Genomic DNA, 25,470 nt, shown 5'->3' on the forward strand with positions numbered 1-25,470 from the left:
GCGTAGGACACACGCGAGAGTCCAACGTTCGCGCCGCGCGTGTCCTACGTTCGGAACAGGCGTGTCCTACGTTCGGGACACCCGAGTTGAGCGTTCGGGTCAGGCCGGGACGCGGGTGCGGCGCGCCCGGGCGAGGGTGTAGTCCTCGGCGCGGACGGACTTGGTGCGCATCCAGTAGCGCCAGGTGAAGCCCGGCCAGACGGTGCGGTTGACGCCCTGCGCGTCGAGGTACCAGCTCTTGCACCCGCCTTCCGTCCACACGCCCTTGGACAGCTTGCGCCGCAACTGCCGGTTGAACCGCGCCTGCACGTCCGGCCGCACGTCCAGCTCGTCCGCGCCGTGGCGGTCGAGCAGCTCCAGGCACTGCCGGACGTACCGGATCTGCGACTCGATCATGAACACCACCGAGTTGTGCCCCAGGCCGGTGTTCGGGCCGAGCAGGAAGAACAGGTTCGGGAAGCCCGAGACGGTGATCCCGTAGTAGGTCTCGATCCCCTGCTCCCGCCACTGCTTGGCCAGGTCGACGCCACCCTTGCCGGCGATGTCCAGGTAGTCGAACGAGTCGACCACGTGGAACCCCGTGCCGTAGATGATCACGTCCACCTCGTGCTCGACGCCCGCGCGGTCGACGACGGAGTTCGCCCGCACCTCGGCGATGCCGTCGGTCACCAGGTCCACGTTCGGCTTGGTCAGCGCCGGGTAGTAGTCGTTGCTGATCAGCACCCGCTTGCACCCCATCGTGTAGTCGGGGGTCAGCTTGGCCCGCAGCTCCGGGTCCGGCACCTGGGCGCGCATGTGCCGCCGCGCGATGTTCTGCGCGAACTCCATGATCTTCGGGTTCACCGCGAACCCGAGCGCGCTCGACTCCCGCGTCCAGTACACGAAGTCGCGGTACAGGCGCTGGGTGAACGGCAGCGCCCGGAACAGCTTCTGCTCCCACGTGGCGATGGACCGGTCCATCTTGGGCATGACCCACGGCGGCGTCCGCTGGAACACCGTCAGCCGCTCCACGTCGTCGGCGATCCGCGGCACGAACTGGATCGCGGACGCGCCCGTGCCCACCACCGCGACCTTCTTGCCGCGCAGGTCGTAGTCGTGGTCCCACTGCGCCGAGTGGAACGCCTTGCCGCGGAAGTCCTCGATGCCGGGCAGGACCGGCACGTTCGGGATGTGCAACGCGCCCACGCCCGCCACCACGGCCTTGGCCGTGTACGTGTCGCCGTTCTCCACGGTGACGTGCCAGACCTTGTCGTCCTCGTCCCACCGCGCGCCGGCGACCTTGCTGTTGAACCGGATGTGCTCGCGCAGCCGGTACCTGTCGGCCACCCGCTTGAGGTAGTCCCAGATCTCCGGCTGCCGGGCGAACATGCGCGACCAGCGCGGGTTCAGCTCGAACGAGAACGAGTACATGTGGGACGGCACGTCGCACGCGCAGCCGGGGTAGGAGTTGTCCCGCCAGGTGCCGCCGAGGTCGTCCGCCTTCTCCAGCACGACGAAGTCGCGCTCGCCGGTGCGCTTCAGCTCGATCGCCATGCCCAGGCCGGAGAAACCCGTGCCGACGACCAGGACCTTGACCTCGCGGTGCATGCCCGTCTCCTCCCGGTCCACCGTACATACCGCCGAGTAGGTTACTCGAAGTAAGTTACCTCCGGTAGTCTCGACTTGTGACCACGACCGAGCCGCGCCGCAGGCGGATGCCCAAGGCCCAGCGCAAGGCGCAGATGCTCGACATCGCCGAGGGCGTCTTCGCCGAGCGGGGGTACCTGGCCGCGTCGATGGACGAGATCGCGGAACGCGTCGGGGTCTCCAAGCCGATGCTCTACGAGTACTTCGGCTCCAAGGAGGGCCTGCTCATCGGCTGCATCCACCGGGCGCGCACGGAGCTTCTCGACCGCACGCAGCAGGCGATCACGGGCGCGGACGGCCCGGAGGAGGTGCTGCGGCGCGGGCTCCTGGCGTTCTTCGAGTTCATCGCCGAGCACAAGCAGTCGTGGGCGCTGCTGCGGCAGGAGGCGGCGATCACCGTGCCGTCGGCCGTGGAGGAGGTCGAGGGGATCCGGCGGCAGCAGACGGACCTGATCGCGGCGGTGATCGGGAGCTTCGAGTCCGACGTGGACGAGGTCGAGGCCGAGGCGTTCGCGGAGATCGTGGTGGGCTCGACCGAACGGCTGGCGTTGTGGTGCGAGCGCAGGCCCGAGGTGGGACCCGCGCTCGCGACGGCCTACGTGATGGACGTCGTGTGGCGGGGCGTGGCCAGCCGGCTCACCACCACCACGACCTGACCGGCCCGGTCACGCACGACGGCGTCGGCCGACCAGCAGCAGCACCGCCCCCGCGAGCAGCACGGCCAACCCGCCGACGCCCGTCCACAGGGGCGCGGCTCCCGTCTCGGCCAACGCGCGGTCGGCGGACGCGGACACCAGGGGCGGCGCGTCGGCGGGCGCGGTGACCGTCAACGCCGCGGTGCCGGTCGTGACGCCCACGCCGGTGGTCGACGTGACCGCGGACGACGTCCGCGAGGTCGCCGACGTGCCGGCCACGTTCGTCGTGGTGGACGTCGTCGAGGTCGCGGACGTGCCCGCGACGTCGGTCGTCGTCGTGGTCGCCCCGGTGGACGTGGTCTGACCGACGGACGTGGTCGTGGTGATGGCGGTGGTCTTGGTCGTGGTGTTGGACGTCGTGCCGTGGCACGGGACGTCACCCCGGTCCGGGCACACGTCGCCCCGGACGTGGTCCACGCCGGGCACGTCCGGCGCGCGCCACGGCGGGTCGGCCGCCGCGACGCCCGGCACCACCACCAACCCGAGCAGCATGCACAGCGCGACGCTCATCCGACGACTCATGTAGGGGCCTCCTGGTCGAAAGTATTGCTCCGAACGGCCTATCGCCCGCCTACAGCATGGCGTTACCGAACGTGTACGGTGCGTGCATGATTGCGAGGTTGCGCCATTCGGGTGACGCGCCGGCGGTCGCCCGACGGAAGGCCGAGGCATGACCACACTTCCCATAACCGCGAACTACCGACGCGACGGTGACGACTGGGCGGTCACCGTGCGCGCGGGCGGCAAGGAACTGGACGCGACCGCACCGGGCCTCATCGCCGCGCGGCTCGCGGCCGACCAACTCGTGGACGAGATCGCGCCCGGTCGGCGCGACCGCGCCGTCGTGCACCTGCTGGACGGCGACGCGCTCGCCTTCTCGGTCGCCTACCTGCACACCCGTGCGGGCCTCGCACCACCACCGACGGGGTGAAACCGAAGCAGCACCACGCATCGGCCGTTGATGGAAGCCGGATTCCCGGCGACACCGGCCTAGGATGTCCGGCCAAAGGCGACAGGAGCGCGAGATGGCCACACCGGTGTACAGCGGGGCGACCAGGACCCCGCAGCGGGGCAGACCGAGAGACGCCAGCCGGGACGACGCGTTGCGGCAGGCGGCGTTGGAGGTGATGGCCGAAGTCGGCTACCGCGCGCTGACGATGGACGCCGTCGCGGCGCGCGCCCGTGCGGGCAAGGCGACCATCTACCGGCGGTGGGAGTCGAAGCTCGACCTGGTGATCGACACGTGCACGCAGCTGGCGCAGCAGAACCTGGCCGAGCCGGACACCGGTTCGCTCGCCGGCGACCTGAGGGAGTTCCTGAGCGCGTTCGCCGCGTTCCTGTCCGGCCCGATCGGCAAGGCGGCGCAGGCGCTCGTCGGCGAGCTGCCGCACGAGCCCGAGCTGGCCGCCGCCTTCCGCGAGACGTTCCTGACCGCCCAGCGCGACGTGCTGCGCCGCATCCTGGAGCGCGCCGACGAGCGCGGCGAGCTGCGTGACGACGCGCCGCGCGGGATGGCCGTCGAACTCGCGGGCGCGGCCCTGATCTACCGGTTGATGCTCACCGGTGACCCGATCGACCTGCCGTTCGTCGACCGCGTGGTGGAGCAGGTCCTGCTGCCCCTCGTCGCCAAGGGGCAGTAGGCGACCTCAGCGGAACAGCTTGCGCAGCAAGGCGAACCCGACGAGCACGGCCACCGCGATGAGCGAGTACCGGATCTTGGGTTCGTCGAGCTTCGCGCGCACGCTTTCCTTGCCCGACTCGACGAAGCGCTGGGGATTCGCCCTCGTCCCCAGCTCGTCGAGCGTCGCGGCCAGCGCGTCGCGAGCCTGCTCGATCTCACGCTGGATGGTGTCGGGATCGCGAGCCACATCTCCTCCTTGCTGCACCTTGGCCACAACCGTAGATGAGCGGCCGCGGCCGCGTTGACGAGACCGGCCGTGACCGCTTTTATAACACTGTTCCGGCCCGGTTGGGCGAGTCCCGGGGCCACCGTCCGGCCCCGTCGCCCGTCACGGCGGGCGTGGGCGTCCCTCGGATCGGGGACGGCGGGCCCTGCCGATAAGCTGGCGGTGACGGGCTCGTAGCCCAATTGGCAGAGGCACACGGTTTAGGTCCGTGCCAGTGAGAGTTCGAGTCTCTCCGGGCCCACGTCACCGGTGGCCCTCGGCGTCCTCGCCGAGGGCGCTCCGGTCAGGCCGTGTAGCGCAGGACTTCGAGCATCGACTGCGGGTCCACTGCGGACGACTGCTCGCAGGCGGCGAGGTCGGCGCGGATCGCCGCGACGTCCAGGCCCGTGCCGATGAGCACCAGCTCGGTGCGGCGCGGGCCGGGCCACGCGGAGCGTTCGAACCGCAGGAACGCGCCCACCGTGTGCAGGCCGAACCGCTGCCGGTGGCCGGGCACGTCGAACCGCACGAAGCCCTTGATCCGGTACAGGCCCTTGGGGCGTGCGTCGAGGAACGCCATGAGCCGCACCGGGTCCATCGCGCCGCCGGTGAACTCCACGCTGTCGTAGCGCACGTGGTCGTGCTCTTCGTCCAGCAGGTCCTCGAAGGACAGTTGGCCGTGCCGCTCGCGTGGCCGCGGGTCGAAGAGGAGGGCCGGGTCGACGCGGCCGAACGACGACCGGACGACCGGCACGCCGGGCTTGAGGCGGTCGATCTCGGCGGCCGGCGCCTCGGGGTCGCCGACGCGGTCCACCTTGTTCAGCACCACGAGGTCCGCCACGCGCAGGTGCCGGGCCAGGTCGTCCGGGAACTCGGCCGCGTCGACCAGCAGCACCAGGCCGCCGTAGGTCAGGCGCGGGTTCTCGCTCGCGAGCACCATCCGTGCCATGGCCTGCGGCTCGGCCAGGCCGCTCGCCTCGATCACGATGACGTCGACCTGGGAGTCCAGTTTGGCCAGCATCGCGTCGAGTTCGCTGACGTCGACCGCGCAGCACAGGCAGCCGTTGCTCAGCGAGACGGTCGAGTCGACCTGCCCGGCCACGCTCATCGCGTCGATGCCGATCGCGCCGAAGTCGTTGACCACCACGCCGATCCGGGTGCCGCGGCTGCCGCCGAGCAGGTGGTTGAGCAACGTCGTCTTGCCGGACCCGAGGAACCCCGCCACCACGATCACCGGAACCCGCTTCACACCACCGCACCCTACTTCCCGCGTGTCCTACCTCCAGAACGCGCGTGTCCAACGTTGAGAACGCGAGAGTCCAACGTTCAGGCACCCCGAGTTGAACGCTCAGGACGAGCGGCGGTGTCCTGAACGTTGAACTCGGGTGTTCCGAACGTAGGACTCACGCGACGCGAACGTAGGACACGCGCGTTCTGGAGGTAGGACACGCGCGGGCTGAGGGGTGGGCGCGGGAGGGTCAGGTGGTCATCAGGGTGATGAAGTGGTCCATGGCGGCGGTCACGGCGGCTTCGTCGCCGGTCGCCACCAGGTCCAGCAGCAGGCCCCTGGTCACGGCCAGGCCCAGGCGGGCGCGGGCGGCGGCGACTTCGGGCGCGTGGCCGCGGGCGCGTTCCAGGGCGGCCACCGGCTCCAGCCAGTCGGTGACGATGCCGTCCAGCAGGTGCGTGGTGCCGGGACGGCCCTGGACGGCCTGGCCGTACAGCTCGAAGAACAGCCGCTCGTGCGCGCGCAGGGACGGGTCCACGAGCGTCCGCCAGAACGCCCGCGCGGCCTCGGCCGGGTCGTCGGCCGGCAGGGACGCGAGCACGGCCCGCTGCCGCGCCTCCACCGCCCGCACCACCTCCACCAGCAGCCCCTCCATCGAGCCGAAGTGGTAGATCAGCATCCGGTGGCTCGTGCCCACCGCCTCGGCCAGCCGGCGCAGGCTCGCGTCACCCAGCCCGTGCGCGGCCAGGTGCTCCACCACGGCCGCGAGCAGGCGCTCCCGGGCCTCCCCTTGTCCCGTCATGTACCGAATGGTACATGTACCACATGGTACAGAGAGTGGACGTCAAGGTGCGCAGCTCCGCGCCCCCGGACCGCGTTTACCGCCTGCTCGCGGACAGCTCGACGTGGCCGGACTGGTCGCCGGTCGTGCGGTACGAACGGGAGCGCGCGGGTGACGCGTATGGCGTCGGCGAGATCCGGGTATTCGAGAACAAAGGCCGCAAGGCCCTCACGAGGGAGGAGGTCGTCGAACTGACGCCGAACCGGCGGGTGGGCTACGTCCTGCTGTCGGGCCTCGCCATTCGCGACTACCAGGCGTTCGTCGACCTCGCGCCGGACGGCGCCGGGACGGCGATCCACTGGCACTCGTCGTTCCGGCCGAAGGCCCCGGGCACGGGGTGGCTCTACCGCCTGGTGCTCCAGGCCGTGATCACGCGGTACGCCCGCGGCCTGGCCGCGCACGCCGCGCGCTGACCCGCCGCACTGGGGTTTTCCCCACCCCGTTGTGAGGTCGGCTTCATGGTGGCGCCACCGGCGCGTTCGTAACTTGGAGATCATGGATGTCGTCTCGTGGGTAACGGACCTGATGGAAACGCTCGGCGCACCGGGCGCCGGGATCGCGATCGCGCTGGAGAACCTGTTCCCTCCCCTGCCCAGCGAGCTGTTCCTGCCGATGGCGGGCTTCACCGCCAGCCAGGGCAAGATGAGCCTGGTCGCCGCGATCCTGTGGACCACCACGGGGTCGGTCGCCGGCGCGCTCGCCCTGTACTACCTGGGCGCGCTGCTCGGCCGTGACCGGATCCGGGCCATCGCGCAGCGGATGCCACTGGTCAAGGTGTCCGATGTGGACAAGACCGAGGAGTGGTTCGCCCGGCACGGACGGGCCACCGTCTTCTTCGGCCGGATGGTGCCGATCTTCCGCAGCCTGATCTCCATCCCGGCGGGCGTCGAGCGCATGCCGCTGCCCGGGTTCCTGCTGCTCACGGCGGCGGGCAGCCTGATCTGGAACTCCGCGCTGATCATCGCCGGGTACGTGCTGGGCGCGAACTACCACCTGGTCGAGCAGTACATGGGCATCGTGACGAAGGTCGTGCTCGGGCTGGTGGCGCTGGTCGTGGTGTGGTTCGTGGTGTCCCGCGTGTCGCAGCGGAAGAAGTCCGACGACCGGGAGCCCGATCAGGCCCGCAGGTAGCGCAGGATCGCCAGCACCCGCCTGCTGTAGCCGTCCACGTCGGACAGCCCGAGCTTGTCGAAGATCGAGTTGATGTGCTTCTCCACCGCGCTGCGCGAGACGTGCAGGCGGGACGCGATCGCGGTGTTCGTGTGGCCCTCGGCCATGTGCGCCAGCACCTGGCGCTCCCGTTCGGTGAGCACGTCCAGCGGGTGGGCGCTGCGCGCCAGCAGCCGCCGCACCACCTCCGGGTCGAACGCCACGTCGCCCGCGCCGACCCGGCGCAGCGCGTCCAGGAACTCCTCCACCTGGACCACGCGGTCCTTGAGCAGGTAGCCCACGCCGTCGGCGTGCTCGGTGAGCAGGTCGACGGCGTAGCGCTGCTCGACGTACTGCGACAGCACCAGCACGCCGACACCGGGGAACTGCCGGCGGATCTCCAGCGCCGCCTTGAGGCCCTCGTCGGAGTGCGTCGGCGGCATCCGCACGTCGGTCACCACGACGTCCGGCCGGTGCGCCGCCACCGAGCTGACCAGCGCTTCCGCGTCACCTACGGCGGCCACCACCTCGTGGCCCTCCTCGACCAGCAGCCGCACCAGGCCCTCGCGCAGCAGCGTCGAGTCCTCGGCCAGGATCACCCGCACGGGACCTCCGCGGTGATCACCGTCGGACCGCCGGCGGGGCTGGTCACGTCGAACGTCCCGTCCAGCGCGAGCACCCGCCGGGACAGGCCGGCCAGCCCGCCGCCCGCCGGGTCCGCGCCCCCGACGCCGTCGTCCTCGACCCGCACGCGCACCGCGCCCGCCTCCTCGGTGATGTCCACGCCGATCATGCTCGCACCCGAGTGCTTGGCCGCGTTGGTCACCGCCTCGCACACCACGAAGTACACCGCGGTCTCCACCGCCGGCGCGGCGTCCAGGGGCGCGCAGCGGATCCGCACCGGGATGGCGGAGCGGTCGGCCACCGCCTCCAACGCCTCGGCCAGGCCCAGCGAGTCCAGCGCCGCCGGGTACACCCGCCACGCCACCTCGCGCAGGTCCTCCAGCACGTGCCGGGACTCCTCGTGCGCCTGGGCGAGCAGGTCGTGGGCGTGGTCGGGGTGGCGGCGCGCCCGGCCGAGCAGCATGCCGAGCGCGACCAACCGCTGCTGCACGCCGTCGTGCAGGTCGCGCTCGATGCGCCGCCGTTCGGCGTCCACCGCCGCCACGATGCCCGCCCGGCTCGCGGCCAGCTCGTCGATGCGCAGGCGCAGCAGCTCCGCCTCGCTCGGGCCGAGCCAGCGCCGGGCCACCCTGCCCTCCAGCGCGACCACGCCGATGATGCCCTGGACCTCGATGTAGAGCAGGACCAGGCCGAGCAGCCCGGTCAGCAGGAAGTCGGTCCAGTTGTCGGACCGGTCCAGCCCGCTGGTCGGGCCGCCCGCGATCAGCCGGTACACCACGATCACGCCCATGGCGAGCCCGTAGAACAGCCAGGCCAGCACGAACCCGCCGAACAGGCCGACCGGCGCGCGCACGGCGAGGTAGCGCACGGCCTGCCCGCGGGTCGGCTCGGCGCTGTCGATGCCGAGGAACGCCCGCAGCCGGCGGCGTTCCAGCCCGGCGACGGCGACCGCCGCCTTCCGGGTGAACACCACCGCGAAGAGATCAACCAGCGCCGATCCGAAGCCGAGCAACAGTCCGGCAACGACGCGCAACCCCCTGTGCACCTGATCGAGGCTAGACGACCCGATCGTGCTATTGGCGATCGCAGACCCTGCTGCCCAGGATCGGAAGCGTGGCGACAATAGCGGTCATCGGCGCAGGTCAGGCGGGTCTGGTGTTGTCGGCGGCGCTCCTGCGCGCCGGATGGCGGGTCACCCTCTACTCCGACCGGTCGGCGGACGACCACTTGGATGACGGCGGCCGGCCGACCGCGTGCCTGTTCGGCGACCAGGTCGAATACGAGGCCGAGCTGGGCCTCGACTTCTGGCCGGAGGCGCCCCGGATGCGCCGCATCCACCTCGACCTGTTCACGGACGACCGGGCGGTCGCGTTCTCCGTGGACGCGCCGCTGCGCAAGCCCGCGCTCGCGGTGGACCAGCGGTTGAAGTTCTCCGCCGGGCTGCGCGAGGTGCAGCGGCGTGGCGCGTCGGTGGTGCTCGGCGCGGTCGGCGTGGACGACCTGGACCGGCTGGCCGCGACGCACGACCTGGTGGTCGTGACGGCCGGGCACAGGTCCCTGGCCGGCCTGTTCGAGCGGGACCCGGCGCGGTCGGTGCACTCCGAGCCGCAGCGCAGCCTGTTCATGCTGAACATCCACGGCTACGACCTGGCCGCGCGGCCCGAGCACGCGGAAGGGGTGTTCTCGTACCTGCCGGGCACGCTGGAGGTGTTCTGGGTCCCGTTCTTCGACAAGGACGTCGGCGAGTCGCGCAGCGTCGTGGTGGAGGCCGCGCGGGGTGGTCGCGCCGACCTGTTCGGCGACGTGACCTCGGCCGACGAGGGCCTGGAGGTGCTCAAGGCCGTGGTGGACGACGTGTTCCCGCACGAGTCGGCGTTCCTGCGGCCCGCCCGCGCCACCAGTCCCGTGACCTGGGTCAAGGGCGAGATCGTGCCCGTGGTGCGCAAGCCGGTGGCCGTGCTGCCGTCCGGGCGGCACGTGCTGGGCCTGGGCGACGCGGTCGTGCTCAACGACCCGCTGGCCGGGCAGGGCGCGAACAACGCCACCCGGATGGCCCGGTTCTTCGCCGACGAGCTGGCCGCGCACGAGGGCCCGTTCACCGCGGCGTGGCTGACCGAGCGGTTCGACGAGTGGTGGGAGCGCGGCTGCTACACCAGCGAGTTCTCCAACGGGCTGCTCGCGCCGCTGACCGACGAGCAGAAGACGGTCATGCTGGCCGCGTCACGCCGGGAGGACATCGGCGAGCAGCTCTGGGAGGGGTTCAACGACCCGTCGTCGCTGTTCCCGTGGTTCTTCGACGCGGAGGCCACCCGGGACTTCCTGGCCCGGCGCAACGTGGGCCGGTTCGACGTGCTGCGGTACAAGCTGGGCGTCGGCGCGAACCTGCTCCTCCAGAAGGCGTCGCGGCTGGTCAGGCGGCCCGTCGGCGGGACAGCGACGCCTTGATCTCCCGGGCCGCCGCCCGACCGGCCCGGGTGGCGCCGACCGTGCTGGCCGAGGGGCCGTAGCCGACCAGGTGCACGCGCGGGTCGGCGACGACCCGGGTGCCGTCGAGCCGGATGCCGCCGCCCGGTCCGCGCAGGCGCAGCGGGGCGAGGTGGTCGAGCGCGGCGCGGAAGCCCGTCGCCCACAGGACGGCGTCGGCGGGCTCGTGCGTGCCGTCGGCCCAGGTCACGCCGTCCTCGGTGAGCCGCTCGAACATCGGGCGGCGGGCGAGCGCGCCCGTCGCGAGCCCTTCGCGCACGGCCGGGGTGAGGCTCAGCCCGGTCACGCTGACCACGCTGCGCGGCGGCAGGCCCCGGCGGACGCGGTCCTCCACCTTGGCCACCGCGGCACGGCCCAGTTCCGGCGTGAACGGCCGGTCGGAGAACTCCGGCTCGCGGCGCGTCACCCAGGTGGTCGCGGCGGCGTGCGGGGCGATCTCCAGCAACTGCTGCACGGCGGACGTGCCGCCGCCCACGACGACCACGCGCAGACCGGCGAACTCCTCCGGGCCCCGGTACTGCGACGAGTGCAGTTGCCGGCCGGCGAACAGCTCCTGGCCGGGGTAGCGCGGCCAGAACGGGCGCGTCCACGTGCCGGTGGCGTTGACCAGGGCGTTCGCCTCCCAGGCGCCGTGGTCGGTCTCGACCCGCAGCAGGTCGCCGAGGTCGTGGACGGCGTGCACGCGCACGGGCCGGCGCACCTCGATGCCGTTGCGGCGCTCGAAGTCGGCGAAGTAGGCGGGCAGCACCTCGTTGGCGGGCGCAGCCGGGTCCGGCTCGGCGAACGGCATGCCCGGCAGGTCGTGGATGCCGTGCACGGTCGCCATGCGCAGCGTCGGCCAGCGGTGCCGCCACGCGCCGCCCGGTCCGGCGTCGGCGTCCAGCACGACGTGGTCCAGGCCCGCGCGGCCGAGGAAGTAGGCGGCGGACAACCCCGCCTGACCCGCACCGATCACCACGACGTCCACACCTCGACCAACGCCGGCGGGCCGCGGGTCACTTCCCGGTGTCGTTACGGTCACACCCGGAAGGCGCACGGGCCGTTCGGCGTTGGTCGGAGTCATGAGTCGACTCCACGACGTGCCGCTGTCCGCCCTCGACCTCGCCACGGTCACCACGGCGACCGACACGCGCACCGCGCTGCAGCACACGCGCGAGCTGGCCCAGCACGTCGAACGGCTCGGCTTCACCCGGTTCTGGCTGGCCGAGCACCACAACATGCCCGGCGTCGCCAGCTCCTCCCCCGCGATCCTCATCGGCCACGTCGCCGACGCCACCACGACGCTGCGCGTCGGCTCCGGCGGCGTGATGCTGCCCAACCACCCGCCGCTGGTCGTGGCCGAGCAGTTCGGCACGCTGTCCGCCCTGCACCCCGGCCGGATCGACCTCGGCATCGGCCGCGCGCCCGGCACGGACCCGCGCACCGCGCAGGCGTTGCGCCGGACCACCGGCCCGCTGTCGGTCGACGACTTCCCGCAGCAGCTCAGCGAGCTGAACGGCTACTTCGACGGCACCGAGCAGCTCACCGCGATGCCCGCGCCGGGCAACAAGCCGGACGTGTTCCTGCTCGGGTCGAGCGGGTACAGCGCGCAGGTCGCGGGCCTGCTCGGGCTGCCGTTCGCGTTCGCCCACCACTTCAGCGCGGAGAACACGCTGCCCGCGCTGGCGCTGTACCGCGACCGGTTCCGCCCCTCCGAGCGGCTGGCCGAGCCGTACGCGGTGGTCTGCGCGTCGGTGATCGTGGCGGACACCGACGAGGAGGCCCTGCGGCTCGCCGGTCCGGGCGCGCTCGCGTGGGTGCAGCTGCGCAACGGGCGGCCCGCCCCGGTGCCCACCACCCAGGAGGCCGCCGACTACCCCTACAACGACCTCGAACGGCTGATCTTCGAGGACCGGATCGCGTCCCAGGTCATCGGCTCGCCGAAGACCGTCGAAGCGCAGCTGGAGCGCCTGCTGGAGGACACGCTGGCCGATGAGCTGATGGTGACGACGATGGTCGCCGAGCAGGCGGACCGGCTGAGGTCTTACGAACTCCTGGCGGACATCGCCGGGCGTTCGACCGGTCGGGATTCATCCGAACGGGTGAAGACTGAAGTAGAGGTGTAGCGGTTCCGCCACGGGCCGCGATGATCGTAGTGGAGCGCGCACGCCCCCCGACGCGCTCCCCAAACTCCGGACGAGCGATCGTCCGGCTCGGCCGCCGCCGACCCGCGTGGGCGCCGCCAGGTGTGGCGCCGCCCACGCGGGCAGCCGTGCGTCATCACGGCTTGGCCACAGGCAGGCACCAGGTGCGAATCAAGGCCCTGAATCGGTCACCCGGCACCCCTCCGCACCGTCATGGTGGTGGCAGTCGCACTCAAGCCCACCGCCGGGGCGGGAAGGGGAGGTTCGTGAAGTTCGCCAGACTGGCCGTCGGCGTGTGCCTCGGCCTGGCAATGGCGGGATGTGCGGACCACCCGGACATGTCCACCACGCCTCCCGGGCCCTCCGCGGTGGCCGATCAGCGCAACGACGCCCCGTCGTCCTCGGGGTTCACCCCCTTCGGCACGCAGCGGGTGTGGGCCAACGGCATGGCGGTCACCGTGTCGGCCCCGTCCTCGCTCAAGCCGAGCGACACGTCGTTCCCGCAGTCGCCCCGCGCCGCCGTGTTCACGCTGACCGTGGTCAACGGCACGAAGGCCGCCTACCGCACCAGCCAGCTGTCCGTGCACGCGCTGGTCGACGGCGCGCCGGTGGCCGAGGTGCGCGACTCCGTGCAGGGCCTCAACGGCGCCGGGGCCGCAGTCGAGGAGGTCGCGCCCGGCGCGGAGACCGTGCTCACGATGGCGTTCGCGGTGCCCGCGGACCCGGTGCGGCTCCAGCTCGTGGTCGAGCCGAACGGCGCGAACCAGGAGCCCAGCGCGACGTTCGAGGGCGTCGCCTGACCTTGTAGCGTCTGCGCCATGACCGAGCAGAAGCGCCTGGAACCGGGCGATCAGGCCCCGGCGTTCACGCTGCCCGACAGCGAGGGGAAGCCCGTCTCGCTCTCCGACTACCTCGGCCGCTCCGTGGTCGTCTACTTCTACCCGGCCGCGGGCACGCCGGGCTGCACCAAGCAGGCGTGCGACTTCCGCGACAGCCTCGGCGACCTCGCGTCGTCGGGCTACGACGTGGTCGGCATCTCGCCGGACAAGCCGGAGAAGCTCGCGAAGTTCGCCGCCGCCGAGGGCCTGAACTTCCCGCTGCTGTCGGACGTGGACCGCAAGGTGCTGGCCGAGTGGGGCGCGTACGGGGAGAAGCAGAACTACGGCCGGACGGTGCTGGGCGTGATCCGCTCGACGTTCCTGGTCGACCCCGAGGGCCGGATCAGGAAGGCCATGTACAACGTCCGCGCGACCGGCCACGTGGCCAAGCTGCTGCGCGAGCTGCCCGCCTGATCACCGGGCGGGGGGGGGGGGGGGGCGCGGGGGGGGGGGGGCGGCGGGGGGGGCGCCCCCCGCGGGCGCGGGGGCGCGCCGGGGGCCGCCCGCCCCCCCCCCCCGGGTCGGTCAGCCGGCCAGTCGGCGCAGGTGCGGCAGGAGCAGGCGCAGGGCCCGGCCGCGGTGGGAGAGGGCGTCCTTCTCGTCCGGGGACAGCTCGGCCGAGGTGACCTCGTGGCCCTCCGGGCGGAAGATCGGGTCGTAGCCGAAGCCGTTCTCGCCGGCCGGCTCGCGGGTGATCGTGCCGCGCCACTCGCCGCGCACCACGACGTCGTCCGCCGTGCCCGACACGAACGCGGCCGTGCAGACGAAGGCCGCGCCGCGCCGTTCGTCCGGGACGTCGCGGAGCTGGCCCAGCACCAGGTCCAGGTTGGCCTGGTCGTCGCCGTGCCGGCCGGACCACCGCGCCGACAGCACGCCCGGCATGCCGTTGAGCGCGTCGATGGCGATGCCGGAGTCGTCCGCGACCGAGGGCAGGCCGGTGGCGTTGAACGCGTCACGGGCCTTGGCCAGGGCGTTGCCCTCGAACGTCGGGTCGGTCTCCGGAGCCTCCGGGAACGGCGGCACGTCGTCCAGGCCCAGGACCTCGATGCCCTCCAGCCCTTCGGCCAGCAGGATGCGGCGCAGCTCGCCGAGCTTCTTCTTGTTGCGCGAGGCCAGCAGGAGCTTCACTTCTTCCTCGCCTTCGGCTCGGGCAGGACGCCGGGGTAGGGCAGGGCCAGCGCCTCGGCCTGGATGCGGTTGAGCTGGGCGCAGCCCTCCAGGGCCAGGTCGAGCATCTTGTCCAGCGTCGACCGGGCGAAGGTCGCGCCCTCGCCGGTGCCCTGCACCTCGATGAGCGTGCCGGCGTCCGTGGCGACGACGTTCATGTCGACCTCGGCGCGCGAGTCCTCCTCGTAGGGGAGGTCGAGGCGCACGCGGCCGTCCACGACGCCGACCGACACCGCCGACACGGCGCACGACAGCGGCTGGGGGTCGGCCAGGCGGTTCGCCGCGCCCAGCCAGGTGACGGCGTCGGCCAGGGCGACGTACGCGCCGGTGATGGCGGCGGTGCGGGTGCCGCCGTCGGCCTGGATGACGTCGCAGTCGATCACGATCGTGTTCTCGCCGAGGGCGGCGAGGTCGATGCACGCGCGCAGGGATCGCCCGATCAGGCGGCTGATCTCGTGCGTGCGACCGCCGATCCGGCCTTTCACCGACTCGCGGTCACTGCGGGTGTGGGTGGCGGAGGGGAGCATCGCGTATTCGGCGGTCACCCAGCCGAGACCGGAGCCGGACCGCCACCGCGGCACGCCCTCGGTCACGCTGGCCGCGCACAGCACCCGCGTGTTGCCGAACTCGATCAGGACCGACCCGGCGGGCCACTGCTGGAAGCCGCGGGTGATCCGGATGTCGCGCAGTACGTCGTCGTTCCTGCCATCGGTCCTCAGCACGGCACTACCCTATGTCGCTGAACCCGGGGGCAACCCACCGGCGTAGGGAGAGGCATGGCACTCGCGAACGACCTGGTGACGATCTTCGGTCTCCCCGCGCACCCGTTGCTGGTCCACGCGGTGGTGGTGCTCCTGCCGCTGGCGTCGGTCGGCGCGGCGGCGCTCGCCGTGGTGCCGCGGTGGCGGCAGCGGTACGCGTGGCCGCTGCTGGGCGTGACGCTGCTGGGCGTCGGCTCGGTGCCGTTGGCGCAGTGGGCGGGTGACCAGCTGTACGCCCGGATGGCGTCGCTGGACAACCCGTTGATCGCGCGGCACGCCGACCTGGGCAACGACCTGCTGCCGTTCGCGCTCGGGTTCGGGGTGGTGGTCGTGGCGCTGCTGGTCGCCGGCCGCCTGGCCGACCGCGAACGCGCCGCCGCCGCGGACGACCCCGCCGTGCCGCAGACGTGGCGCCGGATCGCCGTCGTCGTGGCGGTCCTGGTGATCGCCGCCGGCGCCGCCGCCACCGTCCAGACCGTCCGCATCGGCCACAGCGGCTCCACCGCCGTCTGGACCGGCATCGCCACCTGACCCCCGCGTGTCCTACCTCCAAAACGCGAGTGTCCTACGTTCGGAACGCGAGAGTCCTACGTTCAGGCACCCCGAGTTGAGCGTTCAGAACAAGATCCACTGTTCTGAGCGTTGAATTCGGGTGTTCTGAGCGTTGGACTCTCGCGTTCTGGACGTAGGACACACGCGACCTGGACGTAGGACACGCGCGTTCTGGAGGTTGGACTCACGAGGGGGTGGGGAGGTGGAGAGGGGTGGTGGGGAAGGACTTCAGGGTGCGGGTCACGGTGCACAGCTGGTCGATCGCGCGGCGGACGGCGGCTTCCAGGGCCGCGCGGTCCTCGGCGCTCAGCTGCGAGACGTCGTAGTCCACGGTGACCGGCACGCTCGTCAGCTCGTGCCCCGTCACCGAACGGACGTCGTCCGCACGCGCCACCAGGTCGCCGTCCACCCGGCGGGTGATCAGCGTCTCCGCCGTCACGACCGCGCACCCCGCCGCCGCCGCGAGCAGCAGCTCCACCGGCGAGAACGACCCCTCGGCCCCCTTGCGGCCGACGCGCACCGACGCGCCCCGGTCGTTCGTGGCCACGAACTCGTGCTGACCGACCCGACGCACCTCGACGTTCGACACCCGATCGACGTTAGTCGATCCGATCCTCCGTGGCCGCTGCGATCTTGCGCACGTAGTCGAGGTCGCCGCAGTTGTCGTCCAACCGGCTCTGCCGGATCTCGGCGAACAGCCGACCCAGCTCCTCCCGCCGCTCGTCGGGCACCTCCGACCGCGCGTCGTTGAGGATCGTGCGCTCCTCCTCGTCCACGTGGTGGTTGAGCGCCTGGACCAACTCCTCCAGCTTGTCCTCCCACTCCTCGGACGCGGTGTCGCCCACCTCCATCAACGCCAGCAGCGCCTGGTGGCCCTCGGCGTGCTCCTCGGCCCCGTGGTCGACCTCGTCGTTGTCGACCTCCTTGTACCGCTTGAGCGCCGGGTACACCTCGGACTCCTCGGCCTCGGCGTGCGCCACGAGCAGCGCCGCCAGCTCGCTCAACAACGTCGCCCGGTCCGACTCGCGGTCGCGCAACGCGCGGAACAGCTCCTCGAACTTGCGGTGGTCCGCCAGGATCAGCTCGACGACATCAGTTGCCATGGCCGCCGATTACCCGGACGTCCGACTCGTCAACCACGTACGCGTCGCCCTGGGCGACCGCGTCCACCGGACCGCGGAACTGCCCCCGGGCCTCGGCCAGCACGGCGTCCCGGTCGGTCCACGGCGCGATGTGCGTGAGCAGCAACCGCCCGACCCCGGCCTCGGCCGCCACCCGCCCCGCCTGCACGCCCGACAGGTGCCTGCCCGCCGGCCGGTCCTCGGAGTGCGTCCACGTCGCCTCGGACAGCAGCACGTCCGCGTCCCGCGCTAAGTCGAGTAACGCGTCGCACGGCCCCGTGTCGCCCGTGTAGGCCAACGTCGCGGTCCTCGTGGCGATCCGGAACCCGTACGCCTCGCCGGGGTGGTCCACCCGCACCGCGGTGATCTCGAACGGCCCGATCCGGGTCACCGCGTGGTCGACGAACGCGTGGAACTCGAACACGTCGGTCAGGTCGGTGGTCAGCAGTTCGTCGGCCGTCTCCGCGTACGCGCGGGCGAACCGGTCCGCCGTCTCGGCCGGTCCGTGCACGGGCAGCCGCCGTGCGCGCGTGTCGTGGGGCGGGTGGGTGTGGTAGCGGCGGATGACGGCGAGCGTGGTGAAGTCCGCGCAGTGGTCCGGGTGCAGGTGCGAGAACAGCAGTGCGTCCAACGAGAACACGTCGTGACGCGCCTGCAGCGACGCCAGCACGCCGCTGCCCAGTTCGACCGCGAGGCGGCAGCCGTCCGCCTCGACGAGGTAGCCGGAGGCGGGTCCGTGCGGTCCCGGCAGGCTGCCCGAGCAGCCGAGGATGGTCAACAGCACCCGTGGAGCGTGCCAGGTCAGCCGTGGGCTTGGAAGGACGCCCTTTCCAACCCGGGCAGAAACCTGCGAGCGAGCCGGGCGAACGGCTCCACCGGACCGGTGCAGCTGAACCGCTGGTCGGGGTCGCCGTCGCGGAAGAGATCACGTTCCGTGAGCACGCGCATGACGTCCTTCACGGTCTCCTCGGCGCTGGAGACCAGCGTCACCCCGTCGCCCATGACGATCTGGAGCACGCCGGTGAGCAGCGGGTAGTGCGTGCAGCCGAGGACGAGCGTGTCCACCTCGGCGCGTTGCAGCGGCTCCAGGTACGCCTGCGCGAGGCCGAGCACCTGGCGGCCGGACGTGGTGCCGCGCTCCACGAAGTCCACGAACCTCGGGCACGCGACCGCCGTGACGTGGACGTCGCGCGCGGCGGCGAACGCGTCCTGGTACGCGCCGGACCCGATGGTGCCCACCGTGCCGATCACGCCGACCCGTCCGGTGCGGGTGGTGGCGACCGCGCGGCGCACGGCGGGGAGCACCACCTCGACCACCGGGATGTCGTAACGCTCGCGCGCGTCCCGCAGGCACGCCGCGGACGCCGTGTTGCACGCGATGACCAGCAGCTTCGCCCCGTCGGCGACGAGCCGGTCCATCACCTCGAGCGCGTACTCGCGCGCCCGCGCGATGGGCAGCGGGCCGTACGGGCAGTGCGCGGTGTCGCCGACGTACCTGATCCGCTCGCCGGGCAGCTGGTCCATGATCGCCCGCGCGACGGTCAGCCCGCCGACGCCGGAGTCGAAGATCGCGATGGGCGAATCGGCGGTGACGGTCACGCGCCGAGCGTAGCCGGGGCGTTCCGGCGGGCGTCCCGGGCGACGCCCCACGCGGCCAGCACGCCGCCCAGCGCGCCGAACAGGTGACCTTCCCAGGAGATGCCCGGCTGGCCCGGCAGCACGCCCCACAGCGCCGCGCCGTAGATCGCGAAGACCACCACGGCCAGCGCGATCTGGAGCACGCTGCGGGCGAAGACGCCGCGCACGAGCAGGAACACCAGGAACCCGAAGACGAGCCCGGACGCGCCGATGTGGCTGCCGGGCGAGCCGAAGACCCACACCCCGAGGCCGCTGGTGAGCCAGATGACCGCGGTGATCTGGAGGAACTGCTTGATGCCGCCGGAGGTGGCCAGGTAGCCGAGCACGAGCAGCGGCACCGCGTTGCCGGTCAGGTGGGTCCAGTCGCCGTGCAGCAGCGGGAACCACAGGATGTTGTCCCACTCGCCGAAGTCGCGCGGGATCACGCCGTCGTCGTCCAGCCGCCCGCCGAGGGCGGTGTCGACCACCTCGACGACGTAGAGCAGGCCGACGAAGCCGAGCACGACGACGGCCGACAGCACGGGCCGGGGCGGCACGACGCGCTTCGACAGCGGCTTGGCCGGTTTGGGCGCGGCGACCACCGACCGGGGCGTCGGCGGCGTGAAGGGGCCGGTGGGGTCCACGCCACCAGGCTACGCGCGCACGACGGGCGCGGGCGGCGACTTCGCCGTCCTCGGGTCGGCGTTGCGGGCGTGACCGTAGGCTGTGCCGGTGTCGATCGAAGTGGCCGTGCGGGCCGAGGCGCAGCTGGGCGAAGGCCCCACGTGGGACCACGCCAGCGGGACGCTGCTCTGGGTGGACATCCTCGGCAGCGAGGTGCACCGGTACAACCCCTCGCGCGACGACGACGCCGTCCTGGAGGTGCCGCAGCACGTGGGCGCGGCCAAGCCCCGGTCCGGCGGCGGCATCGTGGTCAACCTGCGCGACGGCGTGGCGCTGATCGACCGGGACGGGACCAAGACCTGGCTCGTCTACTGGGCGCGGGACGGCGTGCGCGGCAACGACGCCGCGGTCGACCCGGCCGGGCGGCTGTGGGCGGGCACGATGCGCTACGACGAGGAGCCCGGCGGCTGGCTCGCGCGCGTGGAGCCCAACGGCGACGCGAAGGTCGTGCTGGACAAGGTGAGCGTGAGCAACGGCGTCGGCTGGAGCCCCGACGCGAAGCTCATGTACTACATCGACTCGGCGGACCGGCGCGTCGACGTCCTGGACTACGACCGCGAGACCGGCGCGGCGACGAACCGGCGTCCGCTGGTGGAGGTGACGCGCGGGCTGCCCGACGGCCTGACCGTGGACAGCTCCGGCGCGGTCTGGGTCGCGCTGTGGGGCGGTGCGGCGTTGCACCGGTACACGCCGGACGGCGTGCTGGACCGCGAGGTCGAGCTGCCGGTGGGCCAGCCGACGTCGTGCTGCTTCGGCGGCCCGGACTTCACCGACCTGTACGTGACGACCGCGCGCGTCGGGCTCAGCGGTGACGCGGTGAGCGAGCTGGCCGGGTCGGTGCTGGTGCTGCCGGGCGTGGGCGAAGGGCTGCCGGCCACCGCGTTCGCGGGTTAGAGGGCGTAGACCGCGCCGGGCACGGCCAGCGTGACGGGGCCCGAGAACGACTCGGTCGCGTCCCGGAGCACGCCGTCGTGGTCCGACCACGGCAGGACGTGGGTCAGCACCAGCCGGCCGACGCCCGCGGACGCGGCCACCTCGCCCGCCTCCCGCCCGCTCATGTGCAGGTAGTTGGCGCGGCCCGCCTGCTCCCGCCACGCGGCGTCGGCCAGCAGCAGGTCCGCCCCGTCGGCCAGGCGGACCAGCTCCGGGCACGGCACCGTGTCGCCGGAGAACACCAGGGACACGCCGTCGTGGGTGAGGCGGAACCCGTACGCCTCGCAGATGTGGCGCATGGCGGCGACCTCCACCTCCACCGGCCCGACCGCGTACCGGCCGGGCGCGAGCGGCACGAAGTCGTAGGTGTCGGTCAGGTCGGTCGTGGCCAGCTCGGCCCGGTCGGCGGCGTGCGCGGCGGCGAGGCGGGACGGCGCGTGCGCCGGCGCGAACACCGGCAGCCGGCGTTCGGTGACGTCGTAGGGCGGCTCGGGGTGCTCGCGCCGGTGGACGGTGAGCGAGCTGAAGTCGGCGCAGTGGTCGAGGTGCAGGTGCGACAGCAGCACGGCGTCGAGGTCGAACGGGTCGCAGTGCCGCGTGAGCGGGTCGAACACGCCGCTGCCCAGCTCCACCAGGATCCGGGCGCCGCCCGCCTCCACCAGGTACCCGGAGGTCGGCAGATCAGGCCCCGGCGCGCTGCCCGAACACCCCAGAACCGTCAATTGCATGGCCCGAACGATAGCAGCACCCGAGCCGGCAAAAATGCGGAACACCGCGCTCGCCGGCCCTTTAATTCGGCCGCCGCACAGGTTCACTCGATCGCGTCAACCGAGGTGACAAGCCTGTCCCGTTCCTGCGGACCTCCGAAGCGAATTCGGTAACGCGACAATTCCCGCGCGCGACCGAAAACAGTTCGCCGAGCCCGGCGGACAATTGCTTGGGACAACCAACCCGACGATTTCGGCGACACCCCGCCGCAGCGAATCGAAAGGTTTCGGGCAAAGCGGACGCCGCCAAACGGGCGCATGACGCGTTGCCGCAGCTCATCCGGCCATTTGAGACTCGCAACTTTTGCGAAACTCATTGTCCGCGACCGGCCGGCGACACATAGTGACGACAACTCTCGCCGTGATCCTCAAGGAGGAGGAAATGGTCTTGAGATCCCTGCTGGCGGTGGCGCTGCTGCTGTGCGCGCCGCTGCTGTCCGCCAACGCGGCGAACGCCGCCGCGCCCGCCGCGAAAGCCGGCCCGGTCGCGCTCGCCTGCACCGGGTACGTCGCGTTGACCTACGACGACGGCCCCAACGCGCAGTTCACCCGCCCGTTGCTGAGCGCGTTGCGCTCGGCGGGCGCGCGGGCCACGTTCTTCGACCTCGGCTCGCGCGTCCAGCAGCAGCCGGGGCTCACCCGCGAGGTCGTGCAGGCGGGCATGTGGGTCGGCAACCACTCGTGGTCGCACCCCTACCTGACGAACCTGGGCGCGGCGGCCGTGGCCAAGGAGCTGGCCGACACCCAGAACGCGATCCGCAACGCCACCGGGCAGACGCCCACGCTGTTCCGCCCGCCCTACGGCGCCACGAACGCCACGGTGCAGAACGAGGCCCGCAAGCTCGGCCTGACCCAGGTCATCTGGTCGGTCGACACGCAGGACTGGAACGGCGCGTCGACCGACGCCATCGTGCGCGCGGCGACCGGCGCGAACGCCGGCGGCATCGTGCTCATGCACGCGAGCTACCAGAACACGGTCAACGCGGTGCCGCGGATCGTGCAGGGCCTGGCGGCCAAGAACCTGTGCCCCGGCCGCATCGACAGCAGCGGACGGGTGGTGGCGCCGTGAAGGCCCTCGGCGCGATCGTGACCTCCCTGGCCGCGGCGGCGGCCTTCGCGCTGGCCTTCGTGGTCGCGCCGCCGGCGTCGGCCGCGACGCTCACCGAGGTCACCAACTTCGGCACGAACCCCACCAACCTGCGCATGCACCTGTACGTGCCGGACCGCGTCCAGCCGCGGCCCGGTGTGCTGCTGGCCGTGCACTACTGCACCGGCTCGGGCCCGGCGTTCTACTCCGGCACGGAGTACGCCCGGCTCGCCGACCAGTACGGCTTCATCGTGATCTACCCGTCGGCGACCCGCAGCGGCCAGTGCTTCGACGTGTCGAGCCCGCAGGCGCTGCGCCGCGACGGCGGCAGCGACCCGGTCGGCCTGATGTCCATGGTCCGGTACGTGCTCCAGCGCTACAACGGCGACACCGGCCGGGTGTTCGTCACCGGCGTCTCGTCCGGCGCGATGACCACGAACGTCATGCTGGCCAACTACCCGGACGTGTTCGCCGCGGGCGCGCCGTTCGCGGGCGTGCCCGCCGGCTGCTTCGCCACCACCGACGGGTCGAGCTGGAACAGCGCGTGCGCCAACGGCCAGGTGCTGCGGACGCCGCAGGAGTGGGGCAACATCGCGCGCGGCATGTACCCGGGCTACAGCGGTCCCCGGCCGCGCGTGCAGATCTGGCACGGCACCGCGGACGACACGCTGCGGTACCCGAACTTCGGCGAGACGATCGACCAGTGGACCAACGTGCACGGCCTGTCCACCACGCCGACGTCCACCGACAGCCCGCAGTCCGGCTGGACCCGCACCCGGTACGGCACCCAGGTCGAGGCGTACTCGCTCCAGGGCACCGGTCACAACGTGCTGGCCCCGGGCATGGCGTTGCGCGTCATCCAGTTCTTCGGGCTCGACCGCAACCCCGACACGACGACCAGCACCACAACGACCACCACCACGACAACGACAACTACGACCACCACCACCACGACCACGACCAGCAACCCGCCGGTCGGCGCGTGCCGGATCAACTACACGGTCAACAGCTGGAACACCGGCCTGACCGCGAGCATCACCATCACCAACACCGGGACCAGCCCGATCAACGGCTGGCAGCTCTCGTTCACCCTGCCCGGCGGGCAGACCATCACCAGCGGGTGGAACGCGAGCTACTCGCCCACCAGCGGCGCGGTCACGGCGCGCAACGTGTCCTACAACGGCACCCTCAACCCCGGCGGGTCGGCCGGGATCGGGTTCCAGGCCACGCACAGCGGCGACACCGGCAAGCCGTCGTCGTTCACGCTGAACGGCCTCGCCTGCACGATCGGCTGAGCGCAGCAAGAAGGGGGGGGGGCGCGGGGGGCGGGCCCCCCGTCCGCGTCACCGGGCGAGGTGCGCGAGCACGGCCCACCCGAACGACCCCGGCGACCCGACCCACGGCACGTGGCCCGCGCCGGGCAGCACGACCCGCGCCACGTCCGGCAGCGCGTCGGCGAGCGGGTCCACCGCCCGGCGGGGCCGCGGGTCCGCCGCGCCGTCCACGATCAGCGTCGGCACGGCCAGGTCCCGGCAGCGGGCCACCAGCTCCGCCTCCCACGGCCCGGCGTCGGCCTCCTCCGTCACGCCGAACCGCGGCGCGGCCGGCTCCTCGGAGCGCCGCCGGGCCGGCACCGGGCCGGCCAAGTCCGCGCCCCACCGCCGGGTCGCGCCCTCCCGCACCACCCCGTCGGCCGCGGGCTCGTCGCCCGGTCCGGCGGCGCCGGCGCGCGGGCGCCCGTCATGCCCGAGGCCCGCGCCGGAGACGTAGACCACGACGAGACCCGGTCCGGGTGGTCCAGCGCGTAGCGCAGCGCCACCTCCGCGCCCCGCGAGTGGCCCAGCAGCGCCGTCCGCGCCAGTCCGAAGTGGACCAGGACCGCGTCGAGGTCGGCCAAGGCGTGGGCCGTGGTGTACGGCTCCCCGCGCTCGGACCGGCCCCAGCGGATCACCCGCACCCGGTTGGCCAGCAGCTCGGCGAGCCCGTCGAACACGTCCCACGGCCCGGGCTCGCCGTGGCACAGCACCAGCGGCTCCCCGCGCCCCAGCTCGGCCGCCCACACCACGCGGCCGTCGCCCGAGATGACCTTGTGCTCGTCCATGCGGACCAGTGTCGGCCAACCCCGCGCCGGATGGCACCGGTCGGACCGGGCGAGTCGACGCCGGCGATCTCCCAGGGCACGCCCGGAAGACCGCGCACGCCGTCCACGTTCACAGTTGGGGTCACGGCCCGCTGGACCGGTCGGTTCAGATCCTTGACCCGGATGACGTTGCCGATTATGGTCTAGACCACGTCGCGTTGCGTGACGGACCGTCCCCGGTTCGTCACCCACCGCGTGTTCCGGCCGCCGCGGAAATGGACCCTGCCTGGGAGACCTCCGGGTCTCCTCCGAAGGAGCTGGACACATGAGCCTGAAACGCAAGCTCGCGGTGGCGCTGGCCGCCGTGGGCATCACCCCGTTCTTCGTCGTGATGTCGGCGGGGACGGCGAGCGCGCACGGCTACATCTCGTCGCCGCCCAGCCGGCAGGCGATGTGCGCGCAGGGCCGGGTCTCGAACTGCGGGCCCATCGTCTACGAGCCGCAGAGCGTGGAAGGGCCCAAGGGCCAGTACAACTGCCACGCCGGGTTGAGCCAGTTCGCCCAGCTCAACGACGACAGCAAGGCGTGGCCCGCCACGTCGGTCGGCAACAACGTGACGTTCAACTGGACGCTCACGGCCCGGCACGCCACCACCACGTGGCAGTACTTCGTCGGCGGCACCAAGATCGCCGAGTTCAACGACGGCGGCCGGCAGCCCGCGGCCACCGTGACGCACAACGTGAGCCTCGGCGGTCGCACCGGCCGGATCAAGCTGCTGGCCGTCTGGAACATCGCCGACACGCCCATGGCGTTCTACTCGTGCGTCGACCTCCAGGTCGGCTCCGGTGGCGGCACGCCGACCACCACGACCACGCCGCCGACCACCACCACGCGGCCCACGACGACCACGACCGCGCCCCCGGTGGGCGGCACGTGGGCGCCCAACACCGCGTACTCGGTCGGCTCGCAGGTGACCTACGGCGGGGTGAGCTACCGGTGCATCCAGGCCCACACGTCCCTCGTGGGCTGGGAGCCGCCGAACACCGCGTCCCTGTGGCAGCGGCTCTGACCCGCTGACGCGGTCCGACAGGAAGCGGCCCGGGCCGCGCCGCCCCCGGCCGGCGGGGGCGGGGGGGGCCCCCCGCCCGGGTCGACGGCTACGACGTC

At 72.3% G+C, this 25,470-nt stretch carries 32 protein-coding genes and 1 tRNA gene; 15 read left to right on the plus strand and 18 right to left on the minus strand.

Going from position 1 to position 25,470, the window contains the following annotated elements:
- Window positions 1–99: 99 nt before the first annotated feature.
- Complete coding sequence (locus tag ACFXGA_RS27550; protein ID WP_378092667.1) at window positions 100–1,587, minus strand: flavin-containing monooxygenase; 1,488 nt, start codon at window positions 1,585–1,587, stop codon at window positions 100–102.
- Window positions 1,588–1,664: 77 nt separating this feature from the next.
- On the opposite strand from ACFXGA_RS27550, the gene ACFXGA_RS27555 reads away from it, so the two are divergent.
- Window positions 1,665–2,282: a TetR/AcrR family transcriptional regulator gene (locus ACFXGA_RS27555; RefSeq protein WP_378092669.1), complete on the plus strand. Its 618-nt coding sequence runs from the start codon at window positions 1,665–1,667 to the stop codon at window positions 2,280–2,282.
- Window positions 2,283–2,291: 9 nt separating this feature from the next.
- On the opposite strand, the gene ACFXGA_RS27560 is transcribed toward ACFXGA_RS27555, so the two are convergent.
- Complete coding sequence (locus tag ACFXGA_RS27560; protein ID WP_378092671.1) at window positions 2,292–2,843, minus strand: LPXTG cell wall anchor domain-containing protein; 552 nt, start codon at window positions 2,841–2,843, stop codon at window positions 2,292–2,294.
- 148 nt (window positions 2,844–2,991) lie between these two features.
- Between ACFXGA_RS27560 and ACFXGA_RS27565 the strand changes: the two genes are divergently transcribed.
- Together ACFXGA_RS27565 and ACFXGA_RS27570 are read left to right on the plus strand one after the other, a co-directional pair.
- Entirely contained in the window at window positions 2,992–3,252 is a 261-nt protein-coding gene (locus tag ACFXGA_RS27565; protein ID WP_378092673.1) for a hypothetical protein, read from the plus strand.
- 94 nt (window positions 3,253–3,346) lie between these two features.
- Entirely contained in the window at window positions 3,347–3,961 is a 615-nt protein-coding gene (locus tag ACFXGA_RS27570; RefSeq protein ID WP_378092675.1) for a TetR/AcrR family transcriptional regulator, read from the plus strand.
- A gap of 6 nt (window positions 3,962–3,967) precedes the next feature.
- Here ACFXGA_RS27570 and ACFXGA_RS27575 read toward each other — a convergent pair whose 3' ends face one another.
- The gene (locus ACFXGA_RS27575) at window positions 3,968–4,189 is read right to left on the minus strand and encodes a DUF3618 domain-containing protein (RefSeq protein WP_077008460.1); all 222 of its coding nucleotides are present in this window, start codon (window positions 4,187–4,189) and stop codon (window positions 3,968–3,970) included.
- Between the two features lie 206 nt (window positions 4,190–4,395).
- On the opposite strand from ACFXGA_RS27575, the gene ACFXGA_RS27580 reads away from it, so the two are divergent.
- Window positions 4,396–4,469, plus strand: a tRNA-Leu gene (locus tag ACFXGA_RS27580).
- Window positions 4,470–4,511: 42 nt separating this feature from the next.
- On the opposite strand, the gene ACFXGA_RS27585 is transcribed toward ACFXGA_RS27580, so the two are convergent.
- Both ACFXGA_RS27585 and ACFXGA_RS27590 read right to left on the minus strand, forming a co-directional pair.
- The gene (locus ACFXGA_RS27585) at window positions 4,512–5,456 is read right to left on the minus strand and encodes a CobW family GTP-binding protein (RefSeq protein ID WP_378092677.1); all 945 of its coding nucleotides are present in this window, start codon (window positions 5,454–5,456) and stop codon (window positions 4,512–4,514) included.
- A gap of 229 nt (window positions 5,457–5,685) precedes the next feature.
- Window positions 5,686–6,237: a TetR/AcrR family transcriptional regulator gene (locus ACFXGA_RS27590; RefSeq protein WP_378092680.1), complete on the minus strand. Its 552-nt coding sequence runs from the start codon at window positions 6,235–6,237 to the stop codon at window positions 5,686–5,688.
- A 23-nt stretch (window positions 6,238–6,260) separates the two neighbouring features.
- Between ACFXGA_RS27590 and ACFXGA_RS27595 the strand changes: the two genes are divergently transcribed.
- Window positions 6,261–6,689 carry an SRPBCC family protein gene (locus tag ACFXGA_RS27595; RefSeq protein WP_378092682.1) on the plus strand — a complete coding sequence of 143 codons (429 nt, stop codon included), beginning with the start codon at window positions 6,261–6,263 and terminating at the stop codon, window positions 6,687–6,689.
- 82 nt (window positions 6,690–6,771) lie between these two features.
- Window positions 6,772–7,407 (plus strand): DedA family protein, encoded by a 636-nt coding sequence (locus tag ACFXGA_RS27600; protein WP_378092684.1) that lies wholly within the window; start codon window positions 6,772–6,774, stop codon window positions 7,405–7,407.
- Here the strand turns inward: ACFXGA_RS27600 and ACFXGA_RS27605 are convergent.
- Window positions 7,392–8,030, minus strand: coding sequence for a response regulator (locus ACFXGA_RS27605; RefSeq protein WP_378092687.1), 639 nt, complete (start codon window positions 8,028–8,030; stop codon window positions 7,392–7,394). The two genes, ACFXGA_RS27600 and ACFXGA_RS27605, sit on opposite strands and share 16 nt — an antisense overlap.
- Window positions 8,021–9,094 carry a sensor histidine kinase gene (locus tag ACFXGA_RS27610; RefSeq protein WP_378092689.1) on the minus strand — a complete coding sequence of 358 codons (1,074 nt, stop codon included), beginning with the start codon at window positions 9,092–9,094 and terminating at the stop codon, window positions 8,021–8,023. The genes ACFXGA_RS27605 and ACFXGA_RS27610 overlap by 10 nt, the downstream gene beginning before the upstream one ends.
- A gap of 68 nt (window positions 9,095–9,162) precedes the next feature.
- Between ACFXGA_RS27610 and ACFXGA_RS27615 the strand changes: the two genes are divergently transcribed.
- Entirely contained in the window at window positions 9,163–10,494 is a 1,332-nt protein-coding gene (locus tag ACFXGA_RS27615) for a styrene monooxygenase/indole monooxygenase family protein (protein ID WP_378092692.1), read from the plus strand.
- On the opposite strand, the gene ACFXGA_RS27620 is transcribed toward ACFXGA_RS27615, so the two are convergent.
- Window positions 10,460–11,500, minus strand: coding sequence for an FAD-dependent oxidoreductase (locus ACFXGA_RS27620; protein ID WP_378092693.1), 1,041 nt, complete (start codon window positions 11,498–11,500; stop codon window positions 10,460–10,462). The genes ACFXGA_RS27615 and ACFXGA_RS27620 overlap by 35 nt on opposite strands.
- Before the next feature lie 94 nt (window positions 11,501–11,594).
- On the opposite strand from ACFXGA_RS27620, the gene ACFXGA_RS27625 reads away from it, so the two are divergent.
- From ACFXGA_RS27625 to bcp, 3 genes are all read left to right on the plus strand, one after another.
- Window positions 11,595–12,638, plus strand: a complete 1,044-nt coding sequence (locus ACFXGA_RS27625; RefSeq protein WP_378092695.1) for an LLM class flavin-dependent oxidoreductase — start codon at window positions 11,595–11,597, stop codon at window positions 12,636–12,638.
- Between the two features lie 284 nt (window positions 12,639–12,922).
- Window positions 12,923–13,456, plus strand: coding sequence for a hypothetical protein (locus ACFXGA_RS27630; RefSeq protein ID WP_378092697.1), 534 nt, complete (start codon window positions 12,923–12,925; stop codon window positions 13,454–13,456).
- A gap of 18 nt (window positions 13,457–13,474) precedes the next feature.
- The gene (gene bcp, locus ACFXGA_RS27635; RefSeq protein WP_378092699.1) at window positions 13,475–13,948 is read left to right on the plus strand and encodes a thioredoxin-dependent thiol peroxidase; all 474 of its coding nucleotides are present in this window, start codon (window positions 13,475–13,477) and stop codon (window positions 13,946–13,948) included.
- 111 nt (window positions 13,949–14,059) lie between these two features.
- On the opposite strand, the gene rdgB is transcribed toward bcp, so the two are convergent.
- Both rdgB and rph read right to left on the minus strand, forming a co-directional pair.
- Entirely contained in the window at window positions 14,060–14,662 is a 603-nt protein-coding gene (rdgB, locus tag ACFXGA_RS27640) for an RdgB/HAM1 family non-canonical purine NTP pyrophosphatase (protein ID WP_378092701.1), read from the minus strand.
- On the minus strand, window positions 14,659–15,423 hold the full coding sequence (gene rph, locus ACFXGA_RS27645) for a ribonuclease PH (RefSeq protein WP_378092703.1): 765 nt from the start codon (window positions 15,421–15,423) through the stop codon (window positions 14,659–14,661). The genes rdgB and rph overlap by 4 nt, the downstream gene beginning before the upstream one ends.
- A gap of 54 nt (window positions 15,424–15,477) precedes the next feature.
- Between rph and ACFXGA_RS27650 the strand changes: the two genes are divergently transcribed.
- The gene (locus tag ACFXGA_RS27650; RefSeq protein WP_378092705.1) at window positions 15,478–15,993 is read left to right on the plus strand and encodes a DUF2231 domain-containing protein; all 516 of its coding nucleotides are present in this window, start codon (window positions 15,478–15,480) and stop codon (window positions 15,991–15,993) included.
- A 205-nt stretch (window positions 15,994–16,198) separates the two neighbouring features.
- Here the strand turns inward: ACFXGA_RS27650 and ACFXGA_RS27655 are convergent, their stop codons facing one another.
- From ACFXGA_RS27655 to ACFXGA_RS27675, 5 genes are read right to left on the minus strand one after another with little or no spacing between them, the layout of a single operon-like run.
- Window positions 16,199–16,603 carry an OsmC family protein gene (locus tag ACFXGA_RS27655; protein ID WP_378092707.1) on the minus strand — a complete coding sequence of 135 codons (405 nt, stop codon included), beginning with the start codon at window positions 16,601–16,603 and terminating at the stop codon, window positions 16,199–16,201.
- A gap of 10 nt (window positions 16,604–16,613) precedes the next feature.
- Complete coding sequence (locus ACFXGA_RS27660) at window positions 16,614–17,117, minus strand: hemerythrin domain-containing protein (protein ID WP_378092709.1); 504 nt, start codon at window positions 17,115–17,117, stop codon at window positions 16,614–16,616.
- Window positions 17,107–17,919 (minus strand): MBL fold metallo-hydrolase, encoded by an 813-nt coding sequence (locus tag ACFXGA_RS27665; protein WP_378092711.1) that lies wholly within the window; start codon window positions 17,917–17,919, stop codon window positions 17,107–17,109. Before ACFXGA_RS27665 ends, ACFXGA_RS27660 begins: the two co-directional genes overlap by 11 nt.
- Window positions 17,920–17,936: 17 nt before the next feature.
- Window positions 17,937–18,734 carry a glutamate racemase gene (gene murI / locus ACFXGA_RS27670; RefSeq protein ID WP_378092713.1) on the minus strand — a complete coding sequence of 266 codons (798 nt, stop codon included), beginning with the start codon at window positions 18,732–18,734 and terminating at the stop codon, window positions 17,937–17,939.
- The gene (locus ACFXGA_RS27675) at window positions 18,731–19,396 is read right to left on the minus strand and encodes a rhomboid family intramembrane serine protease (protein ID WP_378092716.1); all 666 of its coding nucleotides are present in this window, start codon (window positions 19,394–19,396) and stop codon (window positions 18,731–18,733) included. The genes murI and ACFXGA_RS27675 overlap by 4 nt, the downstream gene beginning before the upstream one ends.
- A gap of 88 nt (window positions 19,397–19,484) precedes the next feature.
- Here ACFXGA_RS27675 and ACFXGA_RS27680 point away from each other — a divergent pair, with 88 nt between their 5' ends.
- Window positions 19,485–20,330 carry an SMP-30/gluconolactonase/LRE family protein gene (locus ACFXGA_RS27680; protein ID WP_378092718.1) on the plus strand — a complete coding sequence of 282 codons (846 nt, stop codon included), beginning with the start codon at window positions 19,485–19,487 and terminating at the stop codon, window positions 20,328–20,330.
- Here ACFXGA_RS27680 and ACFXGA_RS27685 read toward each other — a convergent pair.
- On the minus strand, window positions 20,327–21,097 hold the full coding sequence (locus ACFXGA_RS27685; protein ID WP_378092720.1) for an MBL fold metallo-hydrolase: 771 nt from the start codon (window positions 21,095–21,097) through the stop codon (window positions 20,327–20,329). The genes ACFXGA_RS27680 and ACFXGA_RS27685 overlap by 4 nt on opposite strands.
- Window positions 21,098–21,518: 421 nt before the next feature.
- On the opposite strand from ACFXGA_RS27685, the gene ACFXGA_RS27690 reads away from it, so the two are divergent.
- Both ACFXGA_RS27690 and ACFXGA_RS27695 read left to right on the plus strand, forming a co-directional pair.
- Window positions 21,519–22,205 carry a polysaccharide deacetylase family protein gene (locus ACFXGA_RS27690; protein ID WP_378092722.1) on the plus strand — a complete coding sequence of 229 codons (687 nt, stop codon included), beginning with the start codon at window positions 21,519–21,521 and terminating at the stop codon, window positions 22,203–22,205.
- Window positions 22,202–23,518: a PHB depolymerase family esterase gene (locus ACFXGA_RS27695; RefSeq protein WP_378092724.1), complete on the plus strand. Its 1,317-nt coding sequence runs from the start codon at window positions 22,202–22,204 to the stop codon at window positions 23,516–23,518. Before ACFXGA_RS27690 ends, ACFXGA_RS27695 begins: the two co-directional genes overlap by 4 nt.
- 48 nt (window positions 23,519–23,566) lie before the next feature.
- Here the strand turns inward: ACFXGA_RS27695 and ACFXGA_RS27700 are convergent, their stop codons facing one another.
- Both ACFXGA_RS27700 and ACFXGA_RS27705 read right to left on the minus strand, forming a co-directional pair.
- The gene (locus ACFXGA_RS27700) at window positions 23,567–23,809 is read right to left on the minus strand and encodes an alpha/beta fold hydrolase (protein WP_378092726.1); all 243 of its coding nucleotides are present in this window, start codon (window positions 23,807–23,809) and stop codon (window positions 23,567–23,569) included.
- Window positions 23,806–24,324: an alpha/beta fold hydrolase gene (locus ACFXGA_RS27705; RefSeq protein ID WP_378092728.1), complete on the minus strand. Its 519-nt coding sequence runs from the start codon at window positions 24,322–24,324 to the stop codon at window positions 23,806–23,808. Before ACFXGA_RS27705 ends, ACFXGA_RS27700 begins: the two co-directional genes overlap by 4 nt.
- A 304-nt stretch (window positions 24,325–24,628) precedes the next feature.
- Between ACFXGA_RS27705 and ACFXGA_RS27710 the strand changes: the two genes are divergently transcribed.
- Window positions 24,629–25,372 (plus strand): lytic polysaccharide monooxygenase, encoded by a 744-nt coding sequence (locus ACFXGA_RS27710; RefSeq protein WP_378092731.1) that lies wholly within the window; start codon window positions 24,629–24,631, stop codon window positions 25,370–25,372.
- The last annotated feature ends 98 nt before the right edge of the window (window positions 25,373–25,470 follow it).

Origin of the sequence: Actinosynnema sp. NPDC059335 (assembly GCF_042752395.1) — a bacterium.
Lineage (GTDB): Bacteria > Actinomycetota > Actinomycetes > Mycobacteriales > Pseudonocardiaceae > Actinosynnema.

Excerpts from the sequence above, each read along its gene's own strand:
- ACFXGA_RS27560 (WP_378092671.1), bottom strand. The coding sequence starts at position 2,843 with ATGAGTCGTCGGATGAGCGTCGCGCTGTGCATGCTGCTCGGGTTGGTG.
- ACFXGA_RS27660 (WP_378092709.1), bottom strand. The coding sequence starts at position 17,117 with ATGGCAACTGATGTCGTCGAGCTGATCCTGGCGGACCACCGCAAGTTC.
- ACFXGA_RS27550 (WP_378092667.1), bottom strand. The coding sequence starts at position 1,587 with ATGCACCGCGAGGTCAAGGTCCTGGTCGTCGGCACGGGTTTCTCCGGC.
- ACFXGA_RS27625 (WP_378092695.1), top strand. The coding sequence starts at position 11,595 with ATGAGTCGACTCCACGACGTGCCGCTGTCCGCCCTCGACCTCGCCACG.
- ACFXGA_RS27650 (WP_378092705.1), top strand. The coding sequence starts at position 15,478 with ATGGCACTCGCGAACGACCTGGTGACGATCTTCGGTCTCCCCGCGCAC.
- ACFXGA_RS27710 (WP_378092731.1), top strand. The coding sequence starts at position 24,629 with ATGAGCCTGAAACGCAAGCTCGCGGTGGCGCTGGCCGCCGTGGGCATC.
- ACFXGA_RS27705 (WP_378092728.1), bottom strand. The coding sequence starts at position 24,324 with ATGGACGAGCACAAGGTCATCTCGGGCGACGGCCGCGTGGTGTGGGCG.
- ACFXGA_RS27590 (WP_378092680.1), bottom strand. The coding sequence starts at position 6,237 with ATGACGGGACAAGGGGAGGCCCGGGAGCGCCTGCTCGCGGCCGTGGTG.
- ACFXGA_RS27595 (WP_378092682.1), top strand. The coding sequence starts at position 6,261 with ATGGTACAGAGAGTGGACGTCAAGGTGCGCAGCTCCGCGCCCCCGGAC.
- ACFXGA_RS27570 (WP_378092675.1), top strand. The coding sequence starts at position 3,347 with ATGGCCACACCGGTGTACAGCGGGGCGACCAGGACCCCGCAGCGGGGC.
- ACFXGA_RS27600 (WP_378092684.1), top strand. The coding sequence starts at position 6,772 with ATGGATGTCGTCTCGTGGGTAACGGACCTGATGGAAACGCTCGGCGCA.
- ACFXGA_RS27685 (WP_378092720.1), bottom strand. The coding sequence starts at position 21,097 with ATGCAATTGACGGTTCTGGGGTGTTCGGGCAGCGCGCCGGGGCCTGAT.
- ACFXGA_RS27690 (WP_378092722.1), top strand. The coding sequence starts at position 21,519 with ATGGTCTTGAGATCCCTGCTGGCGGTGGCGCTGCTGCTGTGCGCGCCG.
- bcp (WP_378092699.1), top strand. The coding sequence starts at position 13,475 with ATGACCGAGCAGAAGCGCCTGGAACCGGGCGATCAGGCCCCGGCGTTC.
- ACFXGA_RS27565 (WP_378092673.1), top strand. The coding sequence starts at position 2,992 with ATGACCACACTTCCCATAACCGCGAACTACCGACGCGACGGTGACGAC.